Origin of the sequence: Nocardia sp. CY41 (genome assembly GCF_009829325.1) — a bacterium.
Classification (GTDB): domain Bacteria; phylum Actinomycetota; class Actinomycetes; order Mycobacteriales; family Mycobacteriaceae; genus Nocardia.
Genome location: NZ_VUOS01000028.1, coordinates 51,011 through 74,769 on the forward strand (window position 1 = coordinate 51,011; position 23,759 = coordinate 74,769).

Below are 23,759 nucleotides of genomic sequence, written 5' to 3' on the forward strand. Positions count from 1 at the left end.
GAATCACGTGCAAACGCCTCCGTAGTCAGCTGTCGGCAACGGCCTCGGTGTACCGGCGGCCGAGAGCGCGGATGTGGGCGACGAGTTCGGGCGGGCCGTCGACCCGAAAATCCATCATCAGCATGGACAGGTAGATCGCGATGGTCTCCAGCGCGTCCGCGCCGGTGTACAGCACACAGGTGTCCGCGTCGACCGCCTCGACCACGCCGACGGCGGGATTGATCCGGGCGACGACGGTTTCGGCCGGCGCGAGCACCGTGACCCGGGCCTGCACTCGCCACCCGGTCGTGGCGATGTGGCGCATGACGAAGGCGACCAGATCGTCGTCGGGCAGCGAGCGCGCGGCGAAACGGCGCGAAGTAGTCTCCGCCCGCAGGACGCGGGCGACCGGAATCGCCACCCAGGAGTGGTCGTCCAGGCGGTAGGCGACCAGGTACCAGCGGCGCTGCCAGTTGATCAGCCGGTACGGCTCGATCTCGGCGGAAGACTCGGCTTCGGCGATCCGCACCGTCGCACCGTCGCGGATGGCGCCGGCCAGGGTGGTGAGCACAGCGGCGGGAACCGGCGCGTCCGGCTCGCGCGATCCGGTGGTGGCCGGCCCGATCGCCGTCGCCTCGCGCAGTGCGGACACTTTGCGTTGCAAACGTTTCGGCAGGATCTGATCCAGTTTGCCCAGCGCTCTGGTGACGTGCTCGGCGATGTCCGCGATGCCGGTGGAGCCGTCCTCGGCGAGCCCGACCGCGACCGCAACGGCCACCGCTTCGTCGTCGTCCAGCAGCAACGGCGGCATGGTCGCGCCGCGGCCGAGCCGGTAGCCGCCGATCGCGCCGCGTCCGGCATGCACCGGATAGCCCAGTTCGCGCAGGCGCTGAATGTCGTGGCGCAGAGTGCGATCGGTGACGCCGAGCCGCTCCGCCAGCTCGCGGCCGGTGTGCGCGCGGTCCTGCAGCAGTGCGAGTAATCGCAGCAGCCGGGGTGTGGTCGACGCCACTTTTCTCCTCCTGATCCATTAGGAAAGAAAATAGCCTAATGCGCCGATAGGCTTGTGTCATCAGCGAGAACGACCGAGAGGCTCCCGACATGAACGCCACCACCACCGCCGCCGCGACTCTGCGCCATGTTTGGCGGGACGTGCTTGCCGAGGCACACCGCGCGCTCGAGAGCGTCGTCGCCGGGGTGCGCGCGGATCAGTGGCGCCTGCCCACCCCGTGCTCGGAATGGGATGTGACGCAGGTGGTGCAGCACGCCGCCGGTGACCAGCTGGCGTACGCGAAGTCCCTCGGCATCGGCGAGGGCCCGGCTTACAACCCGTTCGCACCCTCCGGTGCGATCGACGGCACTGCCGGGGATCTGGTGCGCGTGGCGGTCGAGCAGACCGCCTTCGCCTGGACCACGGTGGACGACGCCACCGAAACCGTGCCCACCCCGCTGCCGCACGGCGCGCTTCCCACCCCGGTGGCGGCGGTCCTGTGCGCACTGGATGCCGCGGTCCATGCCTGGGACATCGCCATCGCGACCGGTCAGCCGTCCCCGTTGACCGATGACCTCGCCGCCCACCTGCTCACCGCCGCCCGGGCCGGTCACCCCGCGCCCGGCACCGGTGAGACGGCGGAGATCACCGAACCGCTGCGTCAGTGGGGGGCCTACGCCGCGATCGTCGACGGCCCGTCCGATGGCGCCCTGGGAGAGCTGCTGCGCTACCTGGGCCGCGATCCGCGCTGAGCAGCCCCGCCGACGCGGGGCTCACCGACCGAGCCCCGCGGACGGCGTAGCGGCGCGGTCAGAGGGCGGTGACGAACCCCTGGGCGACCATCCAGTCCCGGGCCACCTCGGCGGGTTCGCGTCCGTCCACATCGACCTGACGGTTGAGCTCGGTGATCGCCTCGTTGGTGAGGCGCTGCGAGATCGGCGTCAGGATCGTGATCACCTCCGGGTGCTCGTCGGCGAAACTCTTGCGCAGCACCAGAGCGGCGTTGTACTTCGGGAAGAATCCGCGATCGTCCTGCAACAGCACCAGATCGAGCGCCGGGATGCGTCCGTCGGTGGCGGCCACCGAGCCGAAGCGGCACTGTCTGCCGTCGGCGGTCGCCTGGTAGACCACCGGGTCCTGCACGATCTGCTTGCGTACCTTGCCCGCATCGATCTCGTATCTGCGGGCCAGACCGGGGAAGCCGTCCTGCCGGACGTTGAATTCGGTGCCGACGCAGAGGGCCGCGGCGGCGGGGTCGGCAGCGGCGAGCCTCGCGTAGTCCGACAGTGTGCGCACGCCGGTCTCCTGCGCGGTCCGCGCGCTCATGACCAGCGCGTAGGTGTTGTTCATCGGCGCCATGGCGGCCCACACCATGCCGTGCCGGGCGAGGTCGGCGTCGCGCACCGCCTCGAACTGGCCGATCTCGTCCGGGACCGGCGTCTCGTTGCCGAGATAGTTGATCCAGCCGGTGCCGGTGTAGTCGTAGGCGAGGTCGATCTGCCCGTGCAGCTGGGCGTCGCGCACGCTGTTGGAGCCCTGGATATTGGTGAGATCGCGCACCTCGGCGCCCGCCGCCGTCAAGGCGAACTCGATGAGGTACCCGAGAATGTTCTGCTCGGTGAAGTCCTTGGACCCCACTGTGACGCGCACACCGTCGAGTTCAGGGATCGGGCGGATGCTGCCCGGCCCCACCCGCAGCGGCACCGCGCTGCCGGATTGCAGCCCACAGGCCGCCAGCAACGCCATCCCCACCCAGAGGGCGAGCGCGCGCCACGCCCGGCTCATTTCAGCCCCTTCGGCCCGAGGAACGCTTCGGCGACCGCGCCGAGCCAGTCCACCAGCAGGGCCAGTGCCACCGCGAGCACCGCGCCGACCACCAGCGTGACGTTGTCACGAAGTTTGTAGCCGGTGTCGATCAGGATGCCGAGCCCGCCCGCGCTCACCAGGAACGACAGCGTCGCGGTGCCGACCGCGAGCACCAACGACGTCCGCAACCCCGCCAGGATGTACGGCACCGCGAGCGGAAACTCGATGCGGCGCAATACCGCAAGGGCCGACATGCCCTGACCGCGGCCCGCGTCGACGAGCGTGGGGTCCACCTGCTGGTAGCCCAGGATGGTATTACGGAGCACGGGAAGCAGTGAGTAGAACGCGATCGGCGCCACTCCGATCCAGAAGCCGGTGGTGCGGGTGGCCAGGTAGAACAGCACGATCAGGCCGATGGCGGGCGCGGCCGCGCCGATGTTGGCGATGCCGACGAAAACGGGTGTGAGACGACGGAATCCCGGTCGGGTGAGCAGGGTGCCCAGCGGGACGGCCACCGCGACCACGATCAGCACCACCGTCGCGGTGATCAACATGTGCTGCCAGGTGACGGTCGCGACATTGCGCGCGTTCAGGCTCGCTCGCTGGGTGGCGGTGAGGTCGCGGGCGAACGCCCACACCAGTACGCCCGCGGTGAGCACGAGCACGAGCAGAGGTTGCGCGACCAACCGGAGGCGTTCGGCGCGGCGCTGGGCGGGGGGAGTCACGGCGGCCGTGGTCATGGCGCGCCATCCGTCCCGGAGCGGCCGCCGTGTTCGGCCCGCAGCGCCGACAGGTGCCCGATCAGGGTGTCGATGGTGATCAGCCCGACGTATTCGCCGCGCGTCCCCGTCACCACCGCGGTGGCGCTCTGATGCGTCAGCAAGGCGTCCAGCGCGTCTTGCAGCGTCGACTTCAGCGACAACGTCTCCGGCACCGGTGAGCCGAGGCCGTGCAGCGAGTCGGCGTGCGCCAGCTGTTCGGCCGAGACCCAGCGGCGCGGCCGGCGTTGACCGTCCAGCACCAGCGCCCACGGCCAGTCTCGGCTTACGAGCGTGGCGCGCAGTTCGTCGACCGGGTCCTGTTCGGTGGCGGTGGGGCAGTCGCCGAGGTCTATGTCCCCGACGCGGGTGAGGGTGAGCTGTTTGAGCGAGGCGTCCGCACCGACGAAACCGGCGACCGTCTCGTCCGCCGGATCGGCGAGGATCGCCGCGGGCGTGTCGTACTGCAGGATCCGGGACCGGTCGCCGAGCACGGCGATGCGATCGCCGAGTTTGACCGCCTCGGTGAAATCGTGGGTGACGAAGACGATCGTCTTGCCGAGTTCGCCTTGCAAACGGAGCAACTCGTCCTGCAACAGCCCCCGGGTGATCGGGTCGACCGCCCCGAACGGCTCGTCCATCAGCAGCACGGGCGGGTCGGCCGCCAGCGCCCTGGCCACGCCGACGCGCTGCTGCTGGCCGCCGGACAGCTGCCGGGGATACCGGTCGCGGAAGGTGGCCGGGTCGAGTCCGACCAGTTCCAGCATCTCGTCGACCCGGGCCGCGATGCGCCGCCGGTCCCAGCCGATCAGCCCCGGCACGGTGGCGACGTTCTTCGCGACAGTCAGGTGCGGGAACAGTCCGGCCTGCTGGATCGAGTAGCCGATGCCACGGCGCAACCGGTCGGGATGGATCGTGGCCGCGTCGCGCCCGTCGATCGTGATGGTGCCCGAGGTGGGCTCGATCAGCCGGTTGATCATCCGCATGGTGGTGGTCTTGCCGCAGCCCGACGGTCCGACCAGCACCACGATCTCACCGGCGGGGATGGTCAGCGAGACGCTGTCCACGGCCGGATCACGCTGTCCCGGATAGTGTTTGGTCACCGAGCGCAGCACGATCTCGACGCCGGAGACGACGGATTCCGCGGTCCCGTCGGGTGTTTCGGTCTCAGTCACGGATTCCCCTCGAGGTGGTGAGCCGGCCGATCAGCACGTAGATGCCGTCGAGTACGAGCGCGAGCACGACGACGAGGATCGTGCCGACCAGAGCCTGCGGCACCGCGTTCGGACTCCCCAGGCGCGCGAGGCCGGAGAAGATGAGGTTGCCGAGCCCGGGGCCTTTGGCGTACGCGGCGAGGGCGAGGATACCCATGATCAACTGGGTGCTCACCCGCATGCCCGCCAGGATCGCAGGCCAGGCCAGCGGCAGTTCGATGCGGGCGAGCACCCGCAGGCGGTTCATTCCCACGCCGCGGGCCGCATCGGTCACGGCCGGGTTTACCGAATCGAGTCCGATGATGGTGTTGCGCAGGATCGGCAGCAGTGCGTACACCACGAGCGCGGTGATCGTCGGTGCGACGCCGAGGCCGAGGATCGGGATCAGCAGGCCGAGCAGCGCGAACGACGGAACGGTGAGCACCGCGCCTGCCAGCGCGGAGGCGATCGATGAGCCGAATGGACTGCGGTAGACCAGAACTCCGATGAGCACCGAGACCACCGTGGCCAGCAGCACCGATTGCACCACGGCCGAGACGTGCAAGTAGGAGTCGACCAGCAACTGGTGCCGCCGGTGCACGATGAATGTCCACAGCGTGTCCAGGGCCGTACCTCCCCATCGGCTGGTCTCTCCGGAGACTAGCGCGGTTTTCCCGGTGCCGTACGCGATTTCGGCTCCTGCGGGTTGCCCCGCCGCTCGGCCGGGCGAAACCGATCGTAGGGCGTCGGGAACCGTTCGGCGTGCTCGCGCGTCGAAACCCATAAGCTCGACAACAGCATCACAGGAATGGATCGGGGGAGCGATGGCACAACAGCTGAGATCGCGGGCGGGGCGGTGGATCGCGCTCGCGTTGGTGGTGCTCGGCGTGGCCGGAGCCGGGCTCGCCGGGGCCCTGTGGTGGCAGGACCGAGCCGATCGCGAAGCGGTCGTGGGTGAGCGCCTCACCGAATTCCCCGCGCTGGACCGGTCGGCGCTCGACGCGGTCCAAGCCGGAATCGTCACGGTCGCCGAGCGCGAGTTCGCCGAGCCGGGCGCGGGCACGAAATACGCGGAAGGCGCCGAAGAGGCGTGGTGCGCCGACTTCGTCAGCTGGGTGTTGCGCGAGGCGGGGGCGCCGCTGGCCAACCCGCATTCGGGCTCCTGGCGGATTCCCGGCGTCTACACCTTGCAGGAGTATTACGAGAGCGCCGGCCGCTTCGTCCCACTCGGCTCCGGCTACCGCCCGCGCACCGGTGACGTGCTGCTGTACCGGGAATCGAGCCCGTTCGGCCAGCACACGAACATCGTCTTGCGGGCCGACGCCGGGCAGGTGACCACGATCGGGGGCAACGAGTACGGCGAGATCCGGATCCACCGCTTCGCGCTCGACGACGTGCCGGGCGTGGTCGGTGTCGGGCGATTGTGATGAGCGCCCCTCCCCGGTGAGCGGAATCTGTTCGATATGCGGGTGAATCGGCGTGCCGGATGGCCCTACGATGGAGTCGGCGGCGCCCGGCAGCGCCGCCGCCGATCCCCGCCCTGCTTCCCCCTCATCGGCAGGACGGGGATCTCAGGCTGACCACCGCGTTCCGGGGCGGCGCAAGATCGGTCGCGTACCGTGTCGGGTGTCCATCGAGAGGTGAGGGTTCCGGAACTCCTGATGCATCCGACCGACGAATCGAGTAGCGCGCCCGCGTGGATCGACTACGCCGAGTTCGGCGAGCGTTTCGTCACGCACGCGGTGAACGCCGCCCGCGTCGAATCCGCCGTCGCCGGCATGACGGGCCGTGGTGTGACCATCGGCCCGGTCTCGATCGGCCCGGCCGGACTCGCCGGTTTCGTGGCCGAGGGCAAAGTCGGCGCCCCGCGCGTGCTGCACAGCGGTCCACGGGTGACCTTCGAGGTGACCGTCCCGGTCTCGCTCACGCTGAAGGTGCTGCTCGGCGGCCGGAAACTGCGTCTGGAGGCCAGGGTCGAGATCGATCTGACCCTGCACGCCCGCACCGCCGAACCCGTGCTCATCATCATCGATATCCCGCCGATCACCCAGCGGGACATCAGCTTCGTCCTGCGCGCCCAAGCGGTCGAGTCGGCATGGGAATGGCTGCTCGACCCGATCGCCGGCGTGGTGCAGCGGGAGGTCGCCTCGCGGGTGAATGCCATGCTGGCCGACCCGCAGACCCGCCGGGGGCTGGTGTTCGACGTGGAAGCGATGGTCGCGGGCAAACGGTCGGCGTATCGGGACAAGCGCGCGTTCGACTGGATCGGCTACGACGAGTTCGGGCACCGGTTCTTCTCTCGCATCGTGACGCGTGACCGGGTGCACGACGTGGTGGAACGATTGGCGGGCAGGCCGATCGAAGTCGGTCCGCTGCGGACGGGCCCGCGCGCCGGCGCCGTCGTCACCGTTCGCGGAGCGGTCCGGATGCCACGGTTGACGGACCGGTCGGCGAATCCGGTCGCCTTCGACCTGACGCTGCCGGTGACCCTGGACATCACCGTGGACGTACTGAAAGCCAATCGCTATCGCGCCGACGTGGAGGTGCCGTTGGTGCTCACCGCCCGCGCCGCCGACCCTTTGCGCGTGGTGATCGACGTGCCGCCGCCCGACCCGGCCGACATTCGGATGGAGTTCACCGCCCACGGTGCGCGCGCGGCCGCCCTCGGTGCGCTCGCGGGGATAAAGAAGCAGGTCATCGCCCAGGTAGCGGCGGTGATCCGCAAAGAACTCGCCGACCCGGCGATGCGCACCATCGACGTCGCCGCGCGCATCGACGGCATCGCCTGACGTCCGTCACCCCTGCGTGCGGTGTGGCGAATGTGAAACATGTTTCTCCTGGGTCTAGCGGTTCCAATGTGAATGTGGTGAAATGAGTTCACGTTCGAGGCTCCCGGCGCGCGACAAGGTATGGGGAAGGTGCGCCGGGCACGCTGCCATCCATGTCGGGGTTGCGCGAAGGAGTCGACGATGCGTTCCATTTCGGTATCCCGGCGTGATCTGTTCGCCTACGCAGCCGCGGCGGCCGTCGTCGGCGTGACCGCCGCTCCAGCTCCCGCCTCAGCGCGGCCCGCGCTCGGGACTCTGGTCGATTACGCCGGCGGCGTCCCTTCAGCCGCGGCGATCCGCGATGCCGGACATATCGGCGTGATCCGTTACGTGTCCGATCGCAGGCCCGGCGCCGAGTGGATGGCGGGAAAACCACTGCGCTCCCCGGAAGTCGACGACCTCAAAGCGGCGGGTCTGCAGATCGTCTCCTGCTACCAGTTCGGGAAAGGGCCGACCGCGGACTGGCGCGGCGGGCTGGAGGCGGGCAAGCGGCACGCCGAGCGCGGACTCGCGTTGCATCGCGCCGCCGGTGGCCCAGACAACGTCCCCATCTACGCGTCCATCGATGACAATCCCTCCCCGGTCGACTTCGCCACCATGATCGCGCCGTACCTGCTGGGCTGGCAGGCCGTGCTCGGCAAGGAGAACACCGGCATCTACGCGAACACCCCGACCATCGAACTGGCCCGCACCGCGGGCCTGTGTTCCTGGTACTGGCAGCACAACTGGGGAACGCCCAAGGGCTTCGTGCACCCGGCCGCCAACCTGCACCAATTCGAGATCGACAAGCGCTCCATCGACGGGGTGGGGATCGATGTGAACAACGTGCTGACACCCGAATACGGGCAGTGGTGAAGGGGCTCGCCCTATCCGCTTCCCCGCAGACTCGCTCGACTACCTGTACGCCCGAGCGGCCGCAGTCCGGCTGGCGCCCGAATGGGCCACCGTGTCAGTGGAGGTGGCCCGGGCGATCATGCCATCGACCGCACGCCGCCACAATGGCATCGACGCGCTGGTCGGCGACGCGATCACCGGCGCGACGCACCCCGACTGCGCGCCACCGTCCGGTCGCGGGCGGCGTGTTCCAAGGGTCATCCGGCGACGCACATGATCGTGAGCCCCGGGCGTGCCTTGCGGAACAGAGCCGTCCCCAACCTCGCGGACCTCGCGAAGCCTGCGACCGAATCAAGCGCGGAAGCATCGAACTCGGTGATGGCAGCTGTACGGGGTAGCTGCGCTCAGATCGCTTCGACCCTCCGACGTACTCGGCGCACCGCAACCGCGTCTCGAGCGAAGCGAGATCGAGCTTGCGGGGTTCGGGGCCCGGTTCGCGTGTGCGCGGCCGTCGCGGACGTGATGAAGGAGCAAGCGGCGGTCGCTTGAACTGGCAGAGCCGATTTAGCGCACGCGCTTGATCAGTGAGCTTCGCTATCGACGCGCCCGGCGCACCGCAACCGCGTCTTTCGAGCGAAGCGAGATCGAGCATTGCCCGTTCGCGAGCCACAAAGGGGCCGCGAACACCCAGCGCCGCAGGCGCTGGAAAGACCAACACAGCACACCCAGCGCCGCAGGCGCTGGAAAAAATCACGTCTGGCAGTGGCTGATCGGTGTGACGCGCAGGTCGGGCTCGTCGTCCGGGACGACCCGCAGGGAGGGGCGGCTGTCCGGGGCTTCGTGGTCGCCGAGCCAGGAGAACATCGACCACCGGGACAGGCCGGAGAACGCGGAACCGAGGCTGGCGAACGAGAACGACGAGATCGCCGATCCGAACGATCCCACGGACCCGATCGACAGCACCGAGCCCACGCTGCCGATGGACAGGATCGAGTAGGCCGACCCGATGGACAGGATCGACCCCTCCGAGCGGATGGACAGGATCGAGCGGTGCGAGCGCCTGCTGCGGATCGAACGAGCCGTGCGTATCGAATGATCGATGGTCGCCATAGTTAGCGGTCTACCACAGACCGGACGGCTCGTGGGGCGTCGCGGCGGATCCGTCCGAGGTTTCGGTGCCGACCCACGGAACGACCGAGGGCGGCGACCCCGATGGAGTCGCCGCCCTCGACCGAGAACTCAGCCTACGGTGAAGAACCCGAGCGTCGGCAGGAACGAGCAGGTCCGAGCCTCCCCGTCCGCGGACTGGGTGGTCAGCGAGCCGGACACGACGGCGACCACGCGGCCGAAGCCCGTGTCGGCGATCGCGGACAGCGTGGCTGGGCCGTCCGGGTTGATCTTGGCCTCGTCGGTCAGCGGCAGGACGCCGGACTGACGGGTGTCCAGATTCAGCCACTGCACCGTCATCGGCGGGTTCTGCACCGGAGTCGGCGACTTGGTGCCGAGCGCGGTGAAGACGAACCCGGTCTGGCCCGCCTGCGGGCCGGGCGGCGGGAGCGTGGCCGGGCCGGGCACGGCGAGAGCGGTGCCGACCGAGTCGGCGCTCGGGCCGATGCAGCCCTTGCCGATGGTCGGGTAGAGGAACTGCGCGATCGCCGGACCGTCCTGCGGCACCTCGGGACCACCGCCGCCGCTGCCGTCGAGGAAGGTGATGATCCGTTCCAGCGTCGACTTGATCTGCGGCGGGAGGTTCAGGGTGGCCAGCAGCCTGCGCGCCTGATCCAGGATGGCCGATTGCGGGCCTGCGACGCCTGCGGGGCTCGCGATATCCGCCGGGCCGGCGACGGCGCCGACGATGGCCGGGGCGAGTGCGGCCAGCGCGTCCACCGGTACGCCTTCGGGAACCATGGGAACGCTGTTCGTAAGCGCCGCGGGGGCGGGCGCGGGGGCCGCGATTGCTGTCGTCGGCGCGGCAAGCGTGGCACTCGCCGCGATGGCGAGTGCGGACAATGCAATCCGCGATCCTCGGGTGCGAAGCACTGGTCTGGCCGTCCTTACCTCGGGTACATCAGGGTTCGATTGCTAAAAGCCATCGTTTCGGGGGTCACTCTAGGGACATTGCGGCTATGTGTACAGCCGCGGCGTCCGGAAGGCGCCGTGGACGATCAGTGTGAGCCGAACATACCGCGCCCCGATGTTACTGGTGTGAAAATTGATGCAAATGTTACCGGTGGTTCGAGGGTGCGACCGACCGCATTCGCGCTGCGGTTAATCTAATCGTTGCCGTCCGCGCTGTCGCCTGAACATCGAAGTCCGGGCGTGCCCCGCCGACGCACCGCACTCGAGCCGAAAGCCAGTGATTTGAATCGTCACCTCCGATGGGCTTTGTCGGCGCTGGGCCTGTCCGTGCTGGCCCGGCTGCTCTGGATGCTGCTGTCCCCGAACGGGATGAACCTGGTCGATCTGCACGTCTACGTCGGTGGGTCGGCCGCGCTGCTGACCGATCAGCTCTACGACTTCACCTACGCGGAGAAGACGCCCGACTTCCCGTTGCCGTTCACCTACCCGCCGTTCGCGGCGTTGGTGTTCTTCCCGCTGCACTATCTGCCGTTCACCGTGGTCGCGGTGGCTTGGCTGCTGGCCATCGCCGCGGCGTTGTACGCGGTGGTGCACATCAGCCTGGAGCTGATCTTCGGGGCGGAGCGGCTGCGGACGCCGCAGTGGCGGGCCGCGACCGTCGGCTGGACCGCGCTGGGCCTATGGCTCGAACCGGTGCGAACCACGATGGATTACGGCCAGGTCAACGTCTTCCTGGTGCTCGGCGGGATGCTCGCGGTGCGCAGCTCGCGGTGGTGGATCTCCGGCGGCCTGGTCGGGATCGTCGCGGGCATCAAGCTCACGCCCGCGATCACCGGCCTCTATTTCGTCGCGCGCAGGCGCTGGGCGACCGTGGCGTGGTCGGCGGTGGTCTTCGGCGCGACGGTGGGGGTGAGTTTCCTGATCGCGCCGGTCGAAGCGCGCCGGTACTTCGGCACCCTGCTCGGTGACGCCGACCGGATCGGCCCGGTGGGATCGGTGTGGAATCAGTCGCTGCGCGGCACGTTGAGCCGGATTCTCGGCTACGACGTGGAATCCGGGCCGTGGTGGATCGCGGCCGTGCTCGTTGTCGCGGTGCTGGCGTTCCTGGCTTGGCGCGCGCTCGGCCCGGACGACCGGCTCGGCACGCTCATCGTGGTACAGCTGTTCGGGCTGATGGTCTCGCCCATCTCGTGGTCGCATCACTGGGTGTGGCTGCTGCCCGCGGTGCTGTGGGTGGTCTACGGGCCGCTGCGCCGGGCGCCCGGTGCGCGCGTCGTGGCCGGGTACTGGCTGGTGACCATGCTCGTCGGCGTGCCGTGGGTGCTGTCGTTCTTCCAGGATTCGATCTGGACCATCTCGCGCCCCGGCGTGCTGTCCTGGCTGGGCGCCGTCGACGTGCTCGGCGTCGTGGCGTTCTACCTCTGGGTGATCCGCCTCGGCCCCCGGTTCGCGAGCGCGAACCCCGCCGAAGCGACGCGTGAGAGCGCAGAGGGCCGCGCCCGCACGACGTAGTCGCGCGGCCGCCGAAGCGGGTCGGATCCGACCGCAACGCCCAGGCTCGGCGACCGGTTTCGAGCGAAGCGAGACCAAGCAGTTGGCGTGCCCGCCGCGTAGAGGATGAAGGAGCCGGCGGTCGGTCCTGACCGACAGCGCCCCACTACCACCACCCGCAGACCTTGGTAGCGGCTTCGTCATCGACGCGCCCAGCTCACCGAACCACGTCTTTCGAGCGAAGCGAGACCGTGCATGCGCCGTTCGCGGCCCGGCTCGCGTTTGCGTGGCCGTCGCGTAGGCGACGAAGGAGCAAGCGGCGGTCGCGCAAACGTGAGCCACCGGGGGGAGCCATAAGGGGCCGCGAACACTCAGCGCCGCAGGCGCTGAAAATTCAACACAGCTGATCTATCTGGTGCGCCAACGCGACGTCGAGCGCCGTGAGCCCGCCCGCGGAGTGGGTGGACAAGCTGAAGGTGACTTTGCGCCAGCGGATGTCGATGTCCGGATGGTGATCGGCTTCTTCCGCGACTTCGGCGACCCGGCGCACGAGTTCGATGCCCGCCGGGAAGGTGGGCGCCTCGACGGTGCGGACCAAGGCGTTCCCTGACCGTGCCCAGTCCGGCAGTTCGGTGAGGGCCTCGGTGATCTCGGTATCGGAGAGCAGTGTCTGCTGGGCCATAACACTCCTTACTACTCGCCACGGGCCGCCCCGGAAAGGTGGCGGCGGGGTCAGGCGGCGCGTGCCTGTTTGAGTGCCTTCTTCAGATCCTTGCCGGTGATGCCGGCCGCTTCGCACTTCTTCATCCGCATGATGACCACGGGGCACTTCAAGCAGCGCGTCTTCTTCCGACAGCACTTCTTCTTGGGTTTCAGGCTGGAAACCTTCTTCGCTTTGACCTTGCCCACGGCGGTTAGCGTACCCTAAGTACAAAGCCTGAAACGTTGCGCGAACGGACTGCCGGTAGGGTGTAGCTGGCCGCGATGCCCGGTGAGTTTCGATTCTCCACCTGTCTGCAAGGAGCCCGGCGGGAGCGTCAGGACCCGGAGGCGGCAGCCTGCGTAAACCACGTAGGGTCCCGTCCAGGCTGGACGCCGAGCACCGTCGGCTCCCACACCGAACAGCAGGAGGATTCAGGCGTGTCGTCTGCACGCGATTTTCGCAACGTCGCCATCGTGGCCCACGTCGACCACGGCAAGACGACCCTGGTCGACGCCATGCTGCGCCAGTCGGGCGCTTTCGCCGAGCGGGCCGAGCCCGTCGACCGCGTGATGGACTCCGGCGACCTGGAACGCGAGAAGGGCATCACCATTCTCGCCAAGAACACGGCGGTGCACCGCCACCACCCGGACGGCTCGGTCACCGTCATCAATGTCATCGACACCCCCGGCCACGCCGACTTCGGCGGCGAGGTCGAGCGCGGCCTGTCCATGGTGGACGGTGTGGTGCTGCTGGTGGACGCGTCCGAGGGGCCGCTGCCGCAGACCCGGTTCGTGCTGCGCAAGGCGTTGGCCGCTTCGCTGCCGGTGATTCTGGTGGTGAACAAGACCGACCGCCCCGACGCCCGCATCGAAGAGGTCGTCGAGGAGAGCCATGATCTGCTGCTCGATCTGGCCTCCGATCTGGACGACGCCGCGGCCGAAGCCGCCGAACTCGCGCTGGATCTGCCGGTGCTGTACGCCTCGGGGCGCGAGGGCAAGGCGTCCAAGGAACGTCCGGAGAACGGCAACGCCCCGGACGCGGAGAACCTCGACGCGCTGTTCGACGTGCTGCTGGAGCACATTCCCGCGCCGAAGGGTGATCCGACCGCGCCGCTGCAGGCGCACGTCACCAACCTGGACGCCTCGGCGTTCCTCGGTCGCCTCGCGCTGGTCCGCATCCACAACGGGGAACTGCGCAAGGGGCAGAACGTCGCCTGGATGCACGCCGACGGCGTCAAGCAGGTGAAGATCACCGAGCTACTGCAGACGATCGGCGTGGAGCGCCAGCCCGGTGAAGTGGCCGTGGCGGGCGATATCGTCGCCATCGCGGGCATCCCGGACATCATGATCGGCGACACGCTGGCCGACATCGACGATCCGGTCGCGCTGCCGCGCATCACCGTCGACGAGCCTGCCATCTCGGTCACCATCGGCACCAACACCTCACCGCTGGTCGGGCGGGTGCAGGGCCACAAGCTGACCGCCCGCATGGTGAAGGCGCGCCTGGACCAGGAGCTGGTCGGCAACGTGTCGCTGCGCGTGCTCGACATCGGCCGCCCGGACGCCTGGGAGGTGCAGGGCCGCGGTGAACTGGCGCTGGCCATCCTGGTCGAGACCATGCGCCGGGAAGGCTTCGAGCTGACCGTCGGCAAGCCGCAGGTGGTCACCAAGCAGGTCGACGGCAAGGTGCACGAGCCGTACGAAGAGCTGACCATCGACTGCCCCGACGAGTACCTCGGCGCGATCACGCAGCTGCTGGCCGCGCGCAAGGGCAAGATGGTGCAGATGAGCAACCATGCCGCGGGCTGGGTGCGGATGGAGTTCATCGTTCCCTCGCGTGGCCTGATCGGCTTCCGCACCGACTTCCTCACCGAGACCCGCGGCACCGGCATCGCCAACGCCGTCTCGCACGGTTACGCGCCGTGGGCGGGCGAGATCCGGGCCAGGCACACCGGCTCGCTGGTCTCCGACCGGTCGGGCACGGTGACGCCGTTCGCCATGATCCAGCTGGCCGACCGTGGCCAGTTCTTCGTGGAGCCCGGCGCGGACACCTACGAGGGTCACGTGGTCGGCGTCAACCCGCGCGCGGAGGATCTCGACATCAACGTCACGCGCGAGAAGAAGCTGACCAACATGCGCAGCTCGACCGCCGACGTGATCGAGACCCTGGCCAAGCCGCTGCAGCTGGATCTGGAAGGCGCCATGGAGTTCTGCGCCGCCGACGAGTGCGTCGAGGTCACCCCGGAAGTGGTCCGGGTCCGCAAAGTGATCCTCGGGCAGAACGAGCGGGCGCGGGAACTGTCCCGCCGCAAGGCGCGGGACCGCGCGGCGCTGTAATCGTTCGCGACGAACGGGATTCGATGGCGCTGCTGTCGAATCCCGTTCGCCGGTCGGGCGGGAAGCCCGAAGGCGTCCACGCTCTCGCCGTGCGAAGGTTATCGGGTGTGTACCGAGTGCGGTCGGTATTTCGATACGGAGAAATTTGCGCTCGGCGAGACGATATCCGAAACTGCTTCGTGATGTGATATCGGCATAGTCCGGCACCGGATCATCTCACCGCAGAAAATCAGCTTCCGGCAATTTTCCGTCCTGGAATTATCGGGCGGAGGCAGTACGAATCGGACTCGAAGTGATCCGCCCGCGCAGAATCGCCTCGAAGGGTGCTTCCATCCGGGGAGCTGGGTTGATCGGTAACGATACCGCTCTATAGAAGTCACGCGTATGCGGTGGACATCGCCCGAAATTCCGCCCGCTTTATCGCGTATCGCTTCGATGCCCGCGCATGCGGTTGGTCGGGATGAGCCGCCCCGGCGGCTGGACGCTTGCCGTACAGCTGTCAGAGGCTTTGTGGCGGGGCGTGGTACCTGCGGTTGGATCCGCGAAGCAAAGAATTCGATTTCTGTTCGGCGTGTCGTCGCGTTGATTCACTTCGACGGGCGAATGCATTCCGCTCGGTTGCGTGAATGCCCGAAACGTGCATGGAATGGTCGCGCAGGTACGTCCCCTCCGGATGTGTACGACGAATATCGCGGATGTTCGGCAGGTATGCACGTGGGGTGCGCCGGGCGATGTGGCGAGCTTCGTGTTTCTGCCGGCGTCGATATCCGTGCGATCGTGTCGTTTTTCCGCTCGTCCGCAGGAATCTGGGAACGGACTCGACCGTACGGTAGAGTTCCCGAGCGTGAAAGTGGGCGCAGGAAAACGCGCAGCGTGGCGCACGTTGTTGCCGGCCGTGGCAGTGCTGACCTTGATCAGTAGCTGTGCGGCGAATCCGCCGCCGCTCATCGAGAGCACCGACAGCCCGAAGACGACACCGGTCAAGCCCGCGGAGACGACCGTGGTGGTCGCCCTGGACACCATCGGTACCGCTTTCAATCCGCATCTGCGCTCGGACCAGTCCGCCGCCACGTCCGCGATCGCGTCACTGGTGTTGCCGAGCCCGTTCCGGCCGGTGCTCGATCCGGCGCGGCCCGGGGCGACGGCCTGGGTGCCGGATTCGTCGTTGCTGGTCTCCGCCGAGGTGACCGCGCAGGAGCCGTTCACGATCACCTACAAGCTGCGCAACGAAGCGTCCTGGTCGGACGGGGCGCCGATCGCGGCCGAGGACTTCCGTTACCTGTGGCAGGAGATGATCTCCGAACCTGGGGTCGTCGATCCGGCCGGATACCGGATGATTTCGGACGTGAACTCGTCGGCGGGTGGCAAGACGGTCACCGTCGTCATGTCGCAGCCCTACCCTGGCTGGCGCGAATTGTTCACCGATCTGCTCCCGTCGCACCTGCTGAAGGACGCGCCCGGCGGGTTCGCCCGGGGCATGAACGGCCAGGTCAACGGCGTCCGGGTGTCCGGGGGCCCGTTCGGGATCCGTTCGGCGGACCCCGGCCGGGACGAGATGCTGCTGGAACGCAACGACCGCTTCTGGGGCACACCGGCGATGCCGGGCCAGATCCTGTTGCGCCGCGGCGGCACGCCCGCGCAACTGGCGGGCTCGTTGCGCACCGGCGACGTCCAGACGGCGCTGGTCCACGGCGGTGTGGCGACCCAGGCGCAACTGGGGGCGATTCCCTCCGTGCGGACGGCGATCATGCCGCAGTCGCGGGTGCTGCAGATGGTGCTGAACGGGCGCAAAGGCGACTTGAGCGATCCCAGGGTCCGCTCGGGTGTGCTGGCCCTGCTCGATCCGGCGCTGCTGGCCACCGTGGGCGCGCAGACCGGCAATTGGGTGGAGCCTGCTCGCGCGCAGGTGCTCGCGCCGTCCGACCCCGGTTACGCCCCGACCGCTCCGCCGCGGCCGTCGGCGGAGGAGGCGTTCGCGCTACTCGCCGCCGTGGGGTACGGCCGCGCGCCGGAACCGCCGCACGCGACCTCCCCGACCTCGCCCGCCCCGCAGCCGCGCACTGTGGGCAAGGACGGCAAGCCGCTGGTCGTGCGCATCGGCGCGGTCGACCGGGACGCCACCGCCTTGGCCGTGGCCAATACCGCCGCCGACCAGCTGCGCAGCGCCGGCATCGACGCGACGGTGCGCAGTGTCGCCGCCGACGAGTTGTACGGCAAGGAACTGCTCGAGGGCACGGTGGACGCGATCGTCGGCTGGGAGGTGGCCGGGTCCGATCCCGCGACCGTGCTGGCGTCCCGCTACGGCTGCCCACCGCCCGCGCTGCCCGGGGTCACCGGCCCGGCGCAGGCCATCGCGGAAGCGGCGCAACGGGCTCCGAGCAACCTGTCCGGAGTGTGCGATCCGGCTCTGCAACCGGCGATCGAGGAAGCCTTGCGCGGCGGTGACGTGGGACGGGTGCTCGCCGAAGCGGAGCCCAAACTCTGGGCCATGGCGACGGTGCTGCCGATCGTGCAGGACAACGCCGTCGCCGCGGCCGGTCCCCGGCTGGACGGCGCCTCGCTCAGCGGCGCGATCCAGGTCGGCATCTTCGGTGACGCGTCCATGTGGCGCAGGATCCCGTGACGGCGGCGACGGGCGGGTTGCTGCTGGTCCACGCCCACCCGGACGACGAGTCCATCACCACCGGAGGCACGATCGCGCACTACCGCAGGCGCGGCGTGCCCGTCACCGTGGTCACTTGCACCCTCGGCGAAGAGGGGGAGGTGATCGGCGAGGAGTGGGCGCTGCTCACCGCGCAGCACGCGGACCAGCTCGGCGGCTACCGCGTTCGCGAGCTGGCCCGCGCGCTGGAGGCGCTGGACGCGGGCCCGCCCCGTTTCCTCGGTGGCGCGGGACGCTGGCGCGACTCCGGCATGGCGGGCACGCCCGCCGCGGACCAACCGCGGGTCTTCGTGCGCTCCGGGAACGAGGCGGTGCGGGCGCTCACGGCCGTGCTGCTCGAACTGCGGCCACGCGTCGTGGTCGGCTACGACCCGAACGGCGGCTACGGCCACCCCGACCACATCCGGGCCCACGAGGTCACCACGGCCGCGGTGCAGGACGCGGCGGGCCGGGGGTGGGACACACCGAAGTTCTACTGGACCGTCACCGACGCCGACATGCTGCGGCTGCACACCGCCGCGCTGGCCCGGCGCACGGCCGCGGGCCTGCCCGGCGCGCTGCCGCCCGGCTGGCGGCTGCCCGCCGAGGGCGAGCTCGCGAGCGTGCCCAGCGATGCGGTGACCACCACGATCGACGTCTCCGAGGTGCTGACGGCCAAGCGCGCCGCGCTGCGCGCGCACGCCACCCAGGTCACCGTCGCGCCGTCCGGCCGCGAGTTCGCGCTGTCGAACAATGTCGCTCAGCCGGTGCTGCCCGAAGAGCACTTCATCCTGGTGCGCGGACGGCTCGGCCCGCTCGGCCCGGATGGGCGGGAACACGATCTGTTCGCCGGACTGGAGTGACGCGGAGTCCGCTTTGCCCGAGGGTTGCCATCGAGCGGTATCGGCGCGGCGGGTACCGTTCGGCGGGATCTCGCGACATCGAAAGGGAGGATCCGGCGTTTCATGACGGCGCGCGGCGACACCGATCACCTCACCATCGAGGACCACGGGTACCACAAGAGTCTGAAGCCGCGGCAGCTGCAGATGATCGCGATCGGCGGGGCCATCGGCACCGGCCTGTTCCTCGGCGCGGGCGGGCGGCTGGCCAGTGCCGGACCCGGATTGTTCCTGGTCTACGGGGTGTGCGGGTTCTTCGCCTTCCTCATCTTGCGCGCGCTGGGTGAACTCGTGCTGCACCGGCCCTCCTCAGGGTCGTTCGTCTCCTACGCGCGCGAGTTCTTCGGGGAGAAGGCCGCCTTCGTCGCCGGCTGGATGTACTTCTTGAACTGGTCGATGACCGGCATCGCGGACACCACCGCGATCGCGCAGTACTTCCACTACTGGTCCGGGTTCGCCGCCGTCCCGCAATGGGTGCTCGCCCTGATCGCCTTGGTCCTCGTGCTGAGCGTCAATCTGATCTCGGTCAAGTGGTTCGGCGAGATGGAATTCTGGGCCGCGCTGGTGAAGGTCTTCGCGCTCAGCGCCTTCCTCATCGTCGGCACGATCTTCCTGCTCGGCCGCTTCACCGTGCAAGGTGACGCGACCGGACCGAGCGTGATCACCGAGCACGGCGGGTTGTTCCCGACCGGCCTCATGCCGCTGGTCGTCGTGGTCTCCGGTGTCGTCTTCGCCTACGCCGCCGTCGAATTGGTCGGTACGGCGGCCGGCGAGACGGAGCAGCCGGAGAAGATCATGCCGCGGGCGATCAATTCGGTGATCGCCCGGATCGCCGTCTTCTACGTCGGTTCACTGGTCCTGCTCGGATTGTTGCTGCCGTACACGCGGTACACGGCCGACGAGAGCCCGTTCGTCACCTTCTTCACCATGCTCGGCGTCCCCGGTATCGGTAGCGTGATGAATCTCGTGGTGCTCACCGCGGCGTTCTCCAGCTTGAACGCCGGGCTGTACTCGACCGGGCGCATCCTGCGTTCGATGTCGATGAACGGCAGCGCGCCGAAGTTCACCGGCGTGATGGGCAGCAACGGCGTACCCTACGGCGGCATCCTGCTCACCAGCTTGATCGCGCTGGTCGGCATCGCGCTCAACGGGATCGTCCCGGACCGGGCGTTCGAGATCGTGCTGAACATGGCGTCGCTGGGCATCGTCGCCTCCTGGGCCACCATTGTGTTGTGCCAGCTGCAGCTGTGGCGCTGGTCCAGGCAGGGACGCGTTGAGCGGCCCGCGTTCCGTCTGTTCGGCGCGCCTTACACCGGGCTGCTCACGCTGGTGTTCCTGTTCTTCGTCGTCGTCCTGACCGGGTTCGACTACCCGGTGGGCACCTGGACCGTCGCGACCATCGCCTTGATCGTCCCCGCACTGATCATCGGCTGGTTTGCCGCGCGTAAGCGGGTGCTGGCGATCGCCGCGGAGCGCGGCGGCCCGCCCGCTGAATTCCCGGTGGTCGCCGCCCTGCCTGCCGACCGGGAGAATTGATCATGCGCCCGGAAGCGCCGGAATAGACTCGGCAGTATGTACAACTGGGAGCTCCAGAACGCGATCGCGGCGTTCGTCGACAGCATGCGGCCGCATTGGCAGGAGCAGCACGACTTGTATCTGACGGTGCTGTACGCGTTCGCCGACATGCAGAGTCACCTGTTGACCCTCCTCGGCTATCCGCCGGTGCCGTGACGACGAAAATCGACGACCACGCGGGCGACCGCGCTCCCGTGGCAGCCGGCGCCACCACCCGCCCGATGGGCGTCGTGGGAGTGGCGATCCTCGTGCTGCTGGTTCTGAACGCCCTGCTCACCTTGGCGCTCGAGGTGTTGTACCTGCCGATCTATCTGGGCTCCGTCGCCTTCCCGGTGTCCGCCGTGGTGGCGGGCGTGGTCAACGTGCTGCTCGTCGCGGGGGCGCGCTCGATCTCCCGGCGGCCCGCCGTCCTCGGCCTTCCGTTGGTCGCCTGGGCATTCGGCTTCCTGGTGTGCGCGAGTGCCGGGCCGGGTGGTGACGTTCTGCTGGGCAGTGATTGGCGAACGGCGCTGCTGCTGTTCGCCGGGCTGCTCCCGCCGCTGGCCTACCTCTACATTCAGGCGAACGCGAGCGTCTTCGGCCGTCGCTGAACGCGGCGGTCACGCGAGCCCGACCGCGAGGGTCGCGATCACGGCGTCGGTGCGGGCGCGCAGTGCGGCGGTCAGCACCGGTCCGCGCGGATTGCGCAAGCGAGGAGCATCCCGCGGCAAATGCTCGAGCAGCAGAACGATCCCGAGCGCTTCGATCGGCTCGATCGGGCCGCGGTCGGCGCCGATCACCGCGACCGGGTCCGGCCGCAGCAGTCCCACGACGATGACCCCCGCGATCAGCACGACGAACAGGATCGCGGGCCCCATCAGGACCCGAGTCGATTCCGCCACCCGATCAGGTTGATCACCGTCAACACGGCCGGCCCGGCCAGCGTCATCGGCAGCAGTTCGTCGGCCAGTGCGGGAAAGGCGCTGGCCAGGCTGGCCGCGCCCGCGGCGAGGCTCACCGCGACGGTCAGCACATAGTCCACGACCAGGCTGGCGGCCGCCGGCAGGGCGGCGGGCCTGCCGAGCTGCTTCTCGGCGACCGCGTAGGCGCCGCCGCCGTCCGGGTGCACCGCGATCACCTGGCGGTAGGAGAGCACCAGCACCAGCAACAGCGCGGCGATCGCGCAGACACCGGCAGTGTCCAGGCGACGGCCGCCGCGCCCGCCGCGACCAGCACCAGCACGATCGCCTCGGGTCCGTAGGTCACGCTGGACAGTGCGTCCAGGGAGAGCGCGGCGAGCCCGCCCACCGCGGTCAGCCGGAACTTGTCCGCCCGCTGCAGCTGCCGGAACCGGCGATCGGCGATCCCCGGCTCCGACGACGGCGGCTGGGTCTTGGTCACCACGGCGTCCATTGAACTCCGCCGTCGCCCGGCAACCGATCAGCGACACCAGGCGGGTCACCGCGCGCCGGGCAGCCCCGGTGTGACGGTTTCGATGAGCCGCCACGCCTCGTCGACAGGCAGGTCGACCACCGTGTAGCGCTTCTTGCCCGCCGCGGTGGCCGCGACGACTGTGGCGACCCCGGCGCGCCGCTGGAAGAAGGTCCGCCGCACCGTCCAGCCGATCACGCCCGGGGCTTCCAGGCAGTCGCGGTCCCGGTCGAGCGACCCGGCTCGGGTGATCAGCCAAGTCGGGGTGCTGGCCGTGCGGGGCAGTATTGCGTGCCCGAGGCCACGGTAACGGTCCTCCGCGAGGGCAAGGGCCACCGGCAACATGAGGCCCGGCACCAGCCACCACCACGGCGAATAGTGCTCTCCCGCAAGCTCGATACCGGCCATCAGGGCGGCGATGAGCACCACCGGCGTGAGCGTGCGGGTGTATCTGCGCCGCCGCGCGGCGGGTCCGTGCGCGGTCAGGGGGGCGCTGCCCGGCTCCGGGACGACGTGCGGGTCCGATGCGCCCGCGCCGGTGGGTGCCGGGGCCGGCCGGACGGGAAGGTCGTCCCGTATCTCCTCCGGGGCGAGCAGGTGGCCGAGAGTGTGCTCGACGGCGCTGCGCGGAGCCTGCGGGAGGATTTTCTGCCGAGGCTTCTCCCCGGTCATGATCGCTTCCAGTTCGGCGCCGCCCGCCAAGCGCAGCAGCAACGGTTCGTTGACCGTAGCTCCGCGCAACCGGGCCCGGTCGAGAGTGATCTGGCGGGTGGTGAACAGGCCGTGGCGCAGCTGCAAGGTCTTGCCGTCGTCGCGGACCCGAAGCCCGAAATAGGTGGTCAGATAGTGCCCGCACGCGGCAGCGCTGACCACGAACACGATGGCGCACAGCAGTGCGGCCCCGGCCAGCGCCAGGACGAGCCCGCCGCCGTCTTCGACGTCGTGCACCGCGTCCGACCGGAAGACGACCTCGCCGAGCCCGTACTGCAGCGCGAAGCCGACGATCGGCGCGATGATGGCGAACCCGGTCAGCGACAGCGGGGCGTAGCGCACCCACGCCGGGCGCCAATGCCCGATCTCGCGCGGCCGAGTGCGCGCGGCGGATATGTCACCGGATGCGTTCTCGCGCGGATCTTCTCGATCCGCACTCGGTTCCGCCCGGCCCGCCGTGTGGGCGAGCAGCGCGGTGCGCAACGGCGGTACTCCCCGTGCGTCCAAGGCGTCGAGCTTGAACTGCTCGCCCGTATCGGCCTGCTGGCCGGTCCCGATCGCCAGCACCGCGAGTCCGAGCACGCGGTGCAGCAGGTCCGCTTCGATGTCCACCGAGCGGATCCGCGACCGCGGGACCGAGAGTTTCTTGCGTTGCAGCAGCCCGGTCCGCAGTTCGACGTGGGTGGGCCCGACCCGGTAGGTCGTGGTGAACCAGCGGGTCAGCGCGAATCCGACGATCAGCACGATCGGGATGACGCTCCACAGGTGGTTGCCGCTGCTGGTGCCGAGGATCACCGAGCCGATCAGCACCGGGACGAATTTCACCACCTCGGTGATCGGATGCACCAGCAGCATCCGCTTGTCCAGCCGCTGCCACGGCTGTTCGGCCTGCGCCGCGTCCGCCGCGTCCGCCGCGGGCTCGGCGGTCATGTCGCATCGCCGCGGTGCTGGGCGGCGATGCCGGTCAACCGCGTCACGGTCTCCTCGGCGACCGGGAGGTCCAGCGCGGTGATCTCGACAGCGCCCGCGGAGGACGCGGTGGTGACGGTGACCGTGGCCAGGCCGAGCAGGCGCTCGAGCGGCCCGCGTTCGGTGTCGACGGTCTGCACCCTGGATATCGGCGCCACCCGGCTTTCCTGGGTGAGCCAGCCGACCCGGGTGTAGACCGCCTCGTCGGTGACCTCCCAGCGGTGCACGGCGTAGCGCCACCACGGCGACACCCCGATGTTCACGGCGGCAGGCCCGAGCGCGACCAGGAGGAATCCGAGCTGCCAGCCTCGATGCGCGGAGTCGAGCAACGCCCACACCAGCAGCGCCGCGAACGGAATCACCCAGGCCAGGGCGGCCTGCACGGTCCACAGGAGCTTCGCCTTCGGACTGGGGCGCCAGGCCGGGTCGGCCATGATCGTGCGCGGCTGCGACATGCTGCCAATCGTTGCACGCCCGAGCGTCCGCTGTCCCCGTCGATCGTCGGGGGAGCAGCGCGCATGGGAACGGTGGATCCGGCGGCGCTCACCGGGCCGCC

General features: G+C 69.2%; 22 protein-coding genes and 1 pseudogene. 11 read left to right on the forward strand and 12 right to left on the reverse strand.

Going from position 1 to position 23,759, the window contains the following annotated elements; all coding sequences use genetic code 11:
* Positions 1-25: 25 nt before the first annotated feature.
* The gene (locus GVY64_RS29030; protein ID WP_159848264.1) at positions 26-991 is read right to left on the reverse strand and encodes a helix-turn-helix transcriptional regulator; all 966 of its coding nucleotides are present in this window, start codon (positions 989-991) and stop codon (positions 26-28) included.
* An 89-nt stretch (positions 992-1,080) separates the two neighbouring features.
* Here GVY64_RS29030 and GVY64_RS29035 point away from each other — a divergent pair, with 89 nt between their 5' ends.
* Positions 1,081-1,722, forward strand: a complete 642-nt coding sequence (locus GVY64_RS29035; protein ID WP_159848267.1) for a TIGR03086 family metal-binding protein — start codon at positions 1,081-1,083, stop codon at positions 1,720-1,722.
* Between the two features lie 58 nt (positions 1,723-1,780).
* Here the strand turns inward: GVY64_RS29035 and GVY64_RS29040 are convergent, their stop codons facing one another.
* Genes GVY64_RS29040 through GVY64_RS29055 form a run of 4 tightly spaced genes read right to left on the reverse strand, consistent with a single transcriptional unit; the run spans position 1,781 to position 5,352 of the window.
* A complete protein-coding gene (locus GVY64_RS29040; protein ID WP_159848270.1) occupies positions 1,781-2,755 on the reverse strand; it encodes a glycine betaine ABC transporter substrate-binding protein in 975 nt (324 codons plus the stop codon).
* Positions 2,752-3,516, reverse strand: coding sequence for an ABC transporter permease (locus tag GVY64_RS29045; protein WP_159848273.1), 765 nt, complete (start codon positions 3,514-3,516; stop codon positions 2,752-2,754). Before GVY64_RS29045 ends, GVY64_RS29040 begins: the two co-directional genes overlap by 4 nt.
* A complete protein-coding gene (locus GVY64_RS29050; RefSeq protein WP_159848275.1) occupies positions 3,513-4,709 on the reverse strand; it encodes an ABC transporter ATP-binding protein in 1,197 nt (398 codons plus the stop codon). The genes GVY64_RS29045 and GVY64_RS29050 overlap by 4 nt, the downstream gene beginning before the upstream one ends.
* The gene (locus tag GVY64_RS29055) at positions 4,702-5,352 is read right to left on the reverse strand and encodes an ABC transporter permease (protein WP_159848429.1); all 651 of its coding nucleotides are present in this window, start codon (positions 5,350-5,352) and stop codon (positions 4,702-4,704) included. Before GVY64_RS29055 ends, GVY64_RS29050 begins: the two co-directional genes overlap by 8 nt.
* 199 nt (positions 5,353-5,551) lie before the next feature.
* On the opposite strand from GVY64_RS29055, the gene GVY64_RS29060 reads away from it, so the two are divergent.
* The 3 genes from GVY64_RS29060 to GVY64_RS29070 all read left to right on the forward strand — a co-directional run bounded on the left by GVY64_RS29060 (position 5,552) and on the right by GVY64_RS29070 (position 8,410).
* Positions 5,552-6,154: a CHAP domain-containing protein gene (locus GVY64_RS29060; RefSeq protein WP_159848277.1), complete on the forward strand. Its 603-nt coding sequence runs from the start codon at positions 5,552-5,554 to the stop codon at positions 6,152-6,154.
* Between the two features lie 234 nt (positions 6,155-6,388).
* Positions 6,389-7,516: a hypothetical protein gene (locus GVY64_RS29065; RefSeq protein WP_159848279.1), complete on the forward strand. Its 1,128-nt coding sequence runs from the start codon at positions 6,389-6,391 to the stop codon at positions 7,514-7,516.
* A gap of 180 nt (positions 7,517-7,696) precedes the next feature.
* A complete protein-coding gene (locus tag GVY64_RS29070; protein ID WP_159848281.1) occupies positions 7,697-8,410 on the forward strand; it encodes a DUF1906 domain-containing protein in 714 nt (237 codons plus the stop codon).
* A 729-nt stretch (positions 8,411-9,139) separates the two neighbouring features.
* Here GVY64_RS29070 and GVY64_RS29075 read toward each other — a convergent pair.
* Together GVY64_RS29075 and GVY64_RS29080 are read right to left on the reverse strand one after the other, a co-directional pair.
* Complete coding sequence (locus GVY64_RS29075; RefSeq protein ID WP_159848283.1) at positions 9,140-9,499, reverse strand: hypothetical protein; 360 nt, start codon at positions 9,497-9,499, stop codon at positions 9,140-9,142.
* Positions 9,500-9,628: 129 nt separating this feature from the next.
* Positions 9,629-10,429 (reverse strand): Rv1157c family protein, encoded by an 801-nt coding sequence (locus tag GVY64_RS29080; protein ID WP_159848285.1) that lies wholly within the window; start codon positions 10,427-10,429, stop codon positions 9,629-9,631.
* Between the two features lie 321 nt (positions 10,430-10,750).
* Between GVY64_RS29080 and GVY64_RS29085 the strand changes: the two genes are divergently transcribed.
* Positions 10,751-11,980, forward strand: a complete 1,230-nt coding sequence (locus tag GVY64_RS29085) for a mannosyltransferase (RefSeq protein WP_236567322.1) — start codon at positions 10,751-10,753, stop codon at positions 11,978-11,980.
* A 373-nt stretch (positions 11,981-12,353) separates the two neighbouring features.
* Here GVY64_RS29085 and GVY64_RS29090 read toward each other — a convergent pair whose 3' ends face one another.
* On the reverse strand, positions 12,354-12,641 hold the full coding sequence (locus tag GVY64_RS29090; RefSeq protein WP_159848289.1) for a 4a-hydroxytetrahydrobiopterin dehydratase: 288 nt from the start codon (positions 12,639-12,641) through the stop codon (positions 12,354-12,356).
* Positions 12,642-12,691: 50 nt separating this feature from the next.
* Entirely contained in the window at positions 12,692-12,868 is a 177-nt protein-coding gene (locus tag GVY64_RS37380) for a hypothetical protein (protein ID WP_085997124.1), read from the reverse strand.
* 231 nt (positions 12,869-13,099) lie between these two features.
* On the opposite strand from GVY64_RS37380, the gene typA reads away from it, so the two are divergent.
* The 6 genes from typA to GVY64_RS29115 all read left to right on the forward strand — a co-directional run bounded on the left by typA (position 13,100) and on the right by GVY64_RS29115 (position 20,703).
* The gene (gene typA, locus GVY64_RS29095; RefSeq protein ID WP_159848292.1) at positions 13,100-14,998 is read left to right on the forward strand and encodes a translational GTPase TypA; all 1,899 of its coding nucleotides are present in this window, start codon (positions 13,100-13,102) and stop codon (positions 14,996-14,998) included.
* 844 nt (positions 14,999-15,842) lie between these two features.
* Positions 15,843-17,621, forward strand: coding sequence for an ABC transporter family substrate-binding protein (locus tag GVY64_RS29100; protein WP_442939642.1), 1,779 nt, complete (start codon positions 15,843-15,845; stop codon positions 17,619-17,621).
* Positions 17,618-18,502, forward strand: coding sequence for an N-acetyl-1-D-myo-inositol-2-amino-2-deoxy-alpha-D-glucopyranoside deacetylase (gene mshB / locus GVY64_RS29105; RefSeq protein ID WP_159848298.1), 885 nt, complete (start codon positions 17,618-17,620; stop codon positions 18,500-18,502). The genes GVY64_RS29100 and mshB overlap by 4 nt, the downstream gene beginning before the upstream one ends.
* Positions 18,503-18,604: 102 nt before the next feature.
* Complete coding sequence (locus GVY64_RS29110) at positions 18,605-20,074, forward strand: amino acid permease (protein ID WP_159848301.1); 1,470 nt, start codon at positions 18,605-18,607, stop codon at positions 20,072-20,074.
* Between the two features lie 36 nt (positions 20,075-20,110).
* Entirely contained in the window at positions 20,111-20,269 is a 159-nt protein-coding gene (locus tag GVY64_RS37385) for a hypothetical protein (RefSeq protein WP_195085919.1), read from the forward strand.
* The gene (locus tag GVY64_RS29115) at positions 20,266-20,703 is read left to right on the forward strand and encodes a hypothetical protein (protein ID WP_159848304.1); all 438 of its coding nucleotides are present in this window, start codon (positions 20,266-20,268) and stop codon (positions 20,701-20,703) included. Before GVY64_RS37385 ends, GVY64_RS29115 begins: the two co-directional genes overlap by 4 nt.
* A 97-nt stretch (positions 20,704-20,800) precedes the next feature.
* On the opposite strand, the pseudogene GVY64_RS38115 reads toward GVY64_RS29115, so the two are convergent.
* From GVY64_RS38115 to GVY64_RS29130, 3 genes and pseudogenes are all read right to left on the reverse strand, one after another.
* Positions 20,801-21,505: pseudogene (locus tag GVY64_RS38115) on the reverse strand (amino acid permease); the annotation flags it as partial.
* Positions 21,506-21,550: 45 nt separating this feature from the next.
* Positions 21,551-23,164, reverse strand: a complete 1,614-nt coding sequence (locus GVY64_RS29125; protein ID WP_159848308.1) for a PH domain-containing protein — start codon at positions 23,162-23,164, stop codon at positions 21,551-21,553.
* On the reverse strand, positions 23,161-23,658 hold the full coding sequence (locus tag GVY64_RS29130) for a PH domain-containing protein (RefSeq protein ID WP_159848311.1): 498 nt from the start codon (positions 23,656-23,658) through the stop codon (positions 23,161-23,163). Before GVY64_RS29130 ends, GVY64_RS29125 begins: the two co-directional genes overlap by 4 nt.
* Positions 23,659-23,759: the final 101 nt, after the last annotated feature.

Excerpts from the sequence above, each read along its gene's own strand:
- GVY64_RS29035 (WP_159848267.1), top strand. The coding sequence starts at position 1,081 with ATGAACGCCACCACCACCGCCGCCGCGACTCTGCGCCATGTTTGGCGG.
- GVY64_RS29070 (WP_159848281.1), top strand. The coding sequence starts at position 7,697 with ATGCGTTCCATTTCGGTATCCCGGCGTGATCTGTTCGCCTACGCAGCC.
- GVY64_RS29090 (WP_159848289.1), bottom strand. The coding sequence starts at position 12,641 with ATGGCCCAGCAGACACTGCTCTCCGATACCGAGATCACCGAGGCCCTC.
- GVY64_RS29130 (WP_159848311.1), bottom strand. The coding sequence starts at position 23,658 with ATGTCGCAGCCGCGCACGATCATGGCCGACCCGGCCTGGCGCCCCAGT.
- GVY64_RS29060 (WP_159848277.1), top strand. The coding sequence starts at position 5,552 with ATGGCACAACAGCTGAGATCGCGGGCGGGGCGGTGGATCGCGCTCGCG.
- GVY64_RS29045 (WP_159848273.1), bottom strand. The coding sequence starts at position 3,516 with ATGACCACGGCCGCCGTGACTCCCCCCGCCCAGCGCCGCGCCGAACGC.
- GVY64_RS29110 (WP_159848301.1), top strand. The coding sequence starts at position 18,605 with ATGACGGCGCGCGGCGACACCGATCACCTCACCATCGAGGACCACGGG.
- GVY64_RS29075 (WP_159848283.1), bottom strand. The coding sequence starts at position 9,499 with ATGGCGACCATCGATCATTCGATACGCACGGCTCGTTCGATCCGCAGC.
- GVY64_RS29125 (WP_159848308.1), bottom strand. The coding sequence starts at position 23,164 with ATGACCGCCGAGCCCGCGGCGGACGCGGCGGACGCGGCGCAGGCCGAA.
- GVY64_RS29040 (WP_159848270.1), bottom strand. The coding sequence starts at position 2,755 with ATGAGCCGGGCGTGGCGCGCGCTCGCCCTCTGGGTGGGGATGGCGTTG.
- GVY64_RS37385 (WP_195085919.1), top strand. The coding sequence starts at position 20,111 with ATGTACAACTGGGAGCTCCAGAACGCGATCGCGGCGTTCGTCGACAGC.
- GVY64_RS29065 (WP_159848279.1), top strand. The coding sequence starts at position 6,389 with ATGCATCCGACCGACGAATCGAGTAGCGCGCCCGCGTGGATCGACTAC.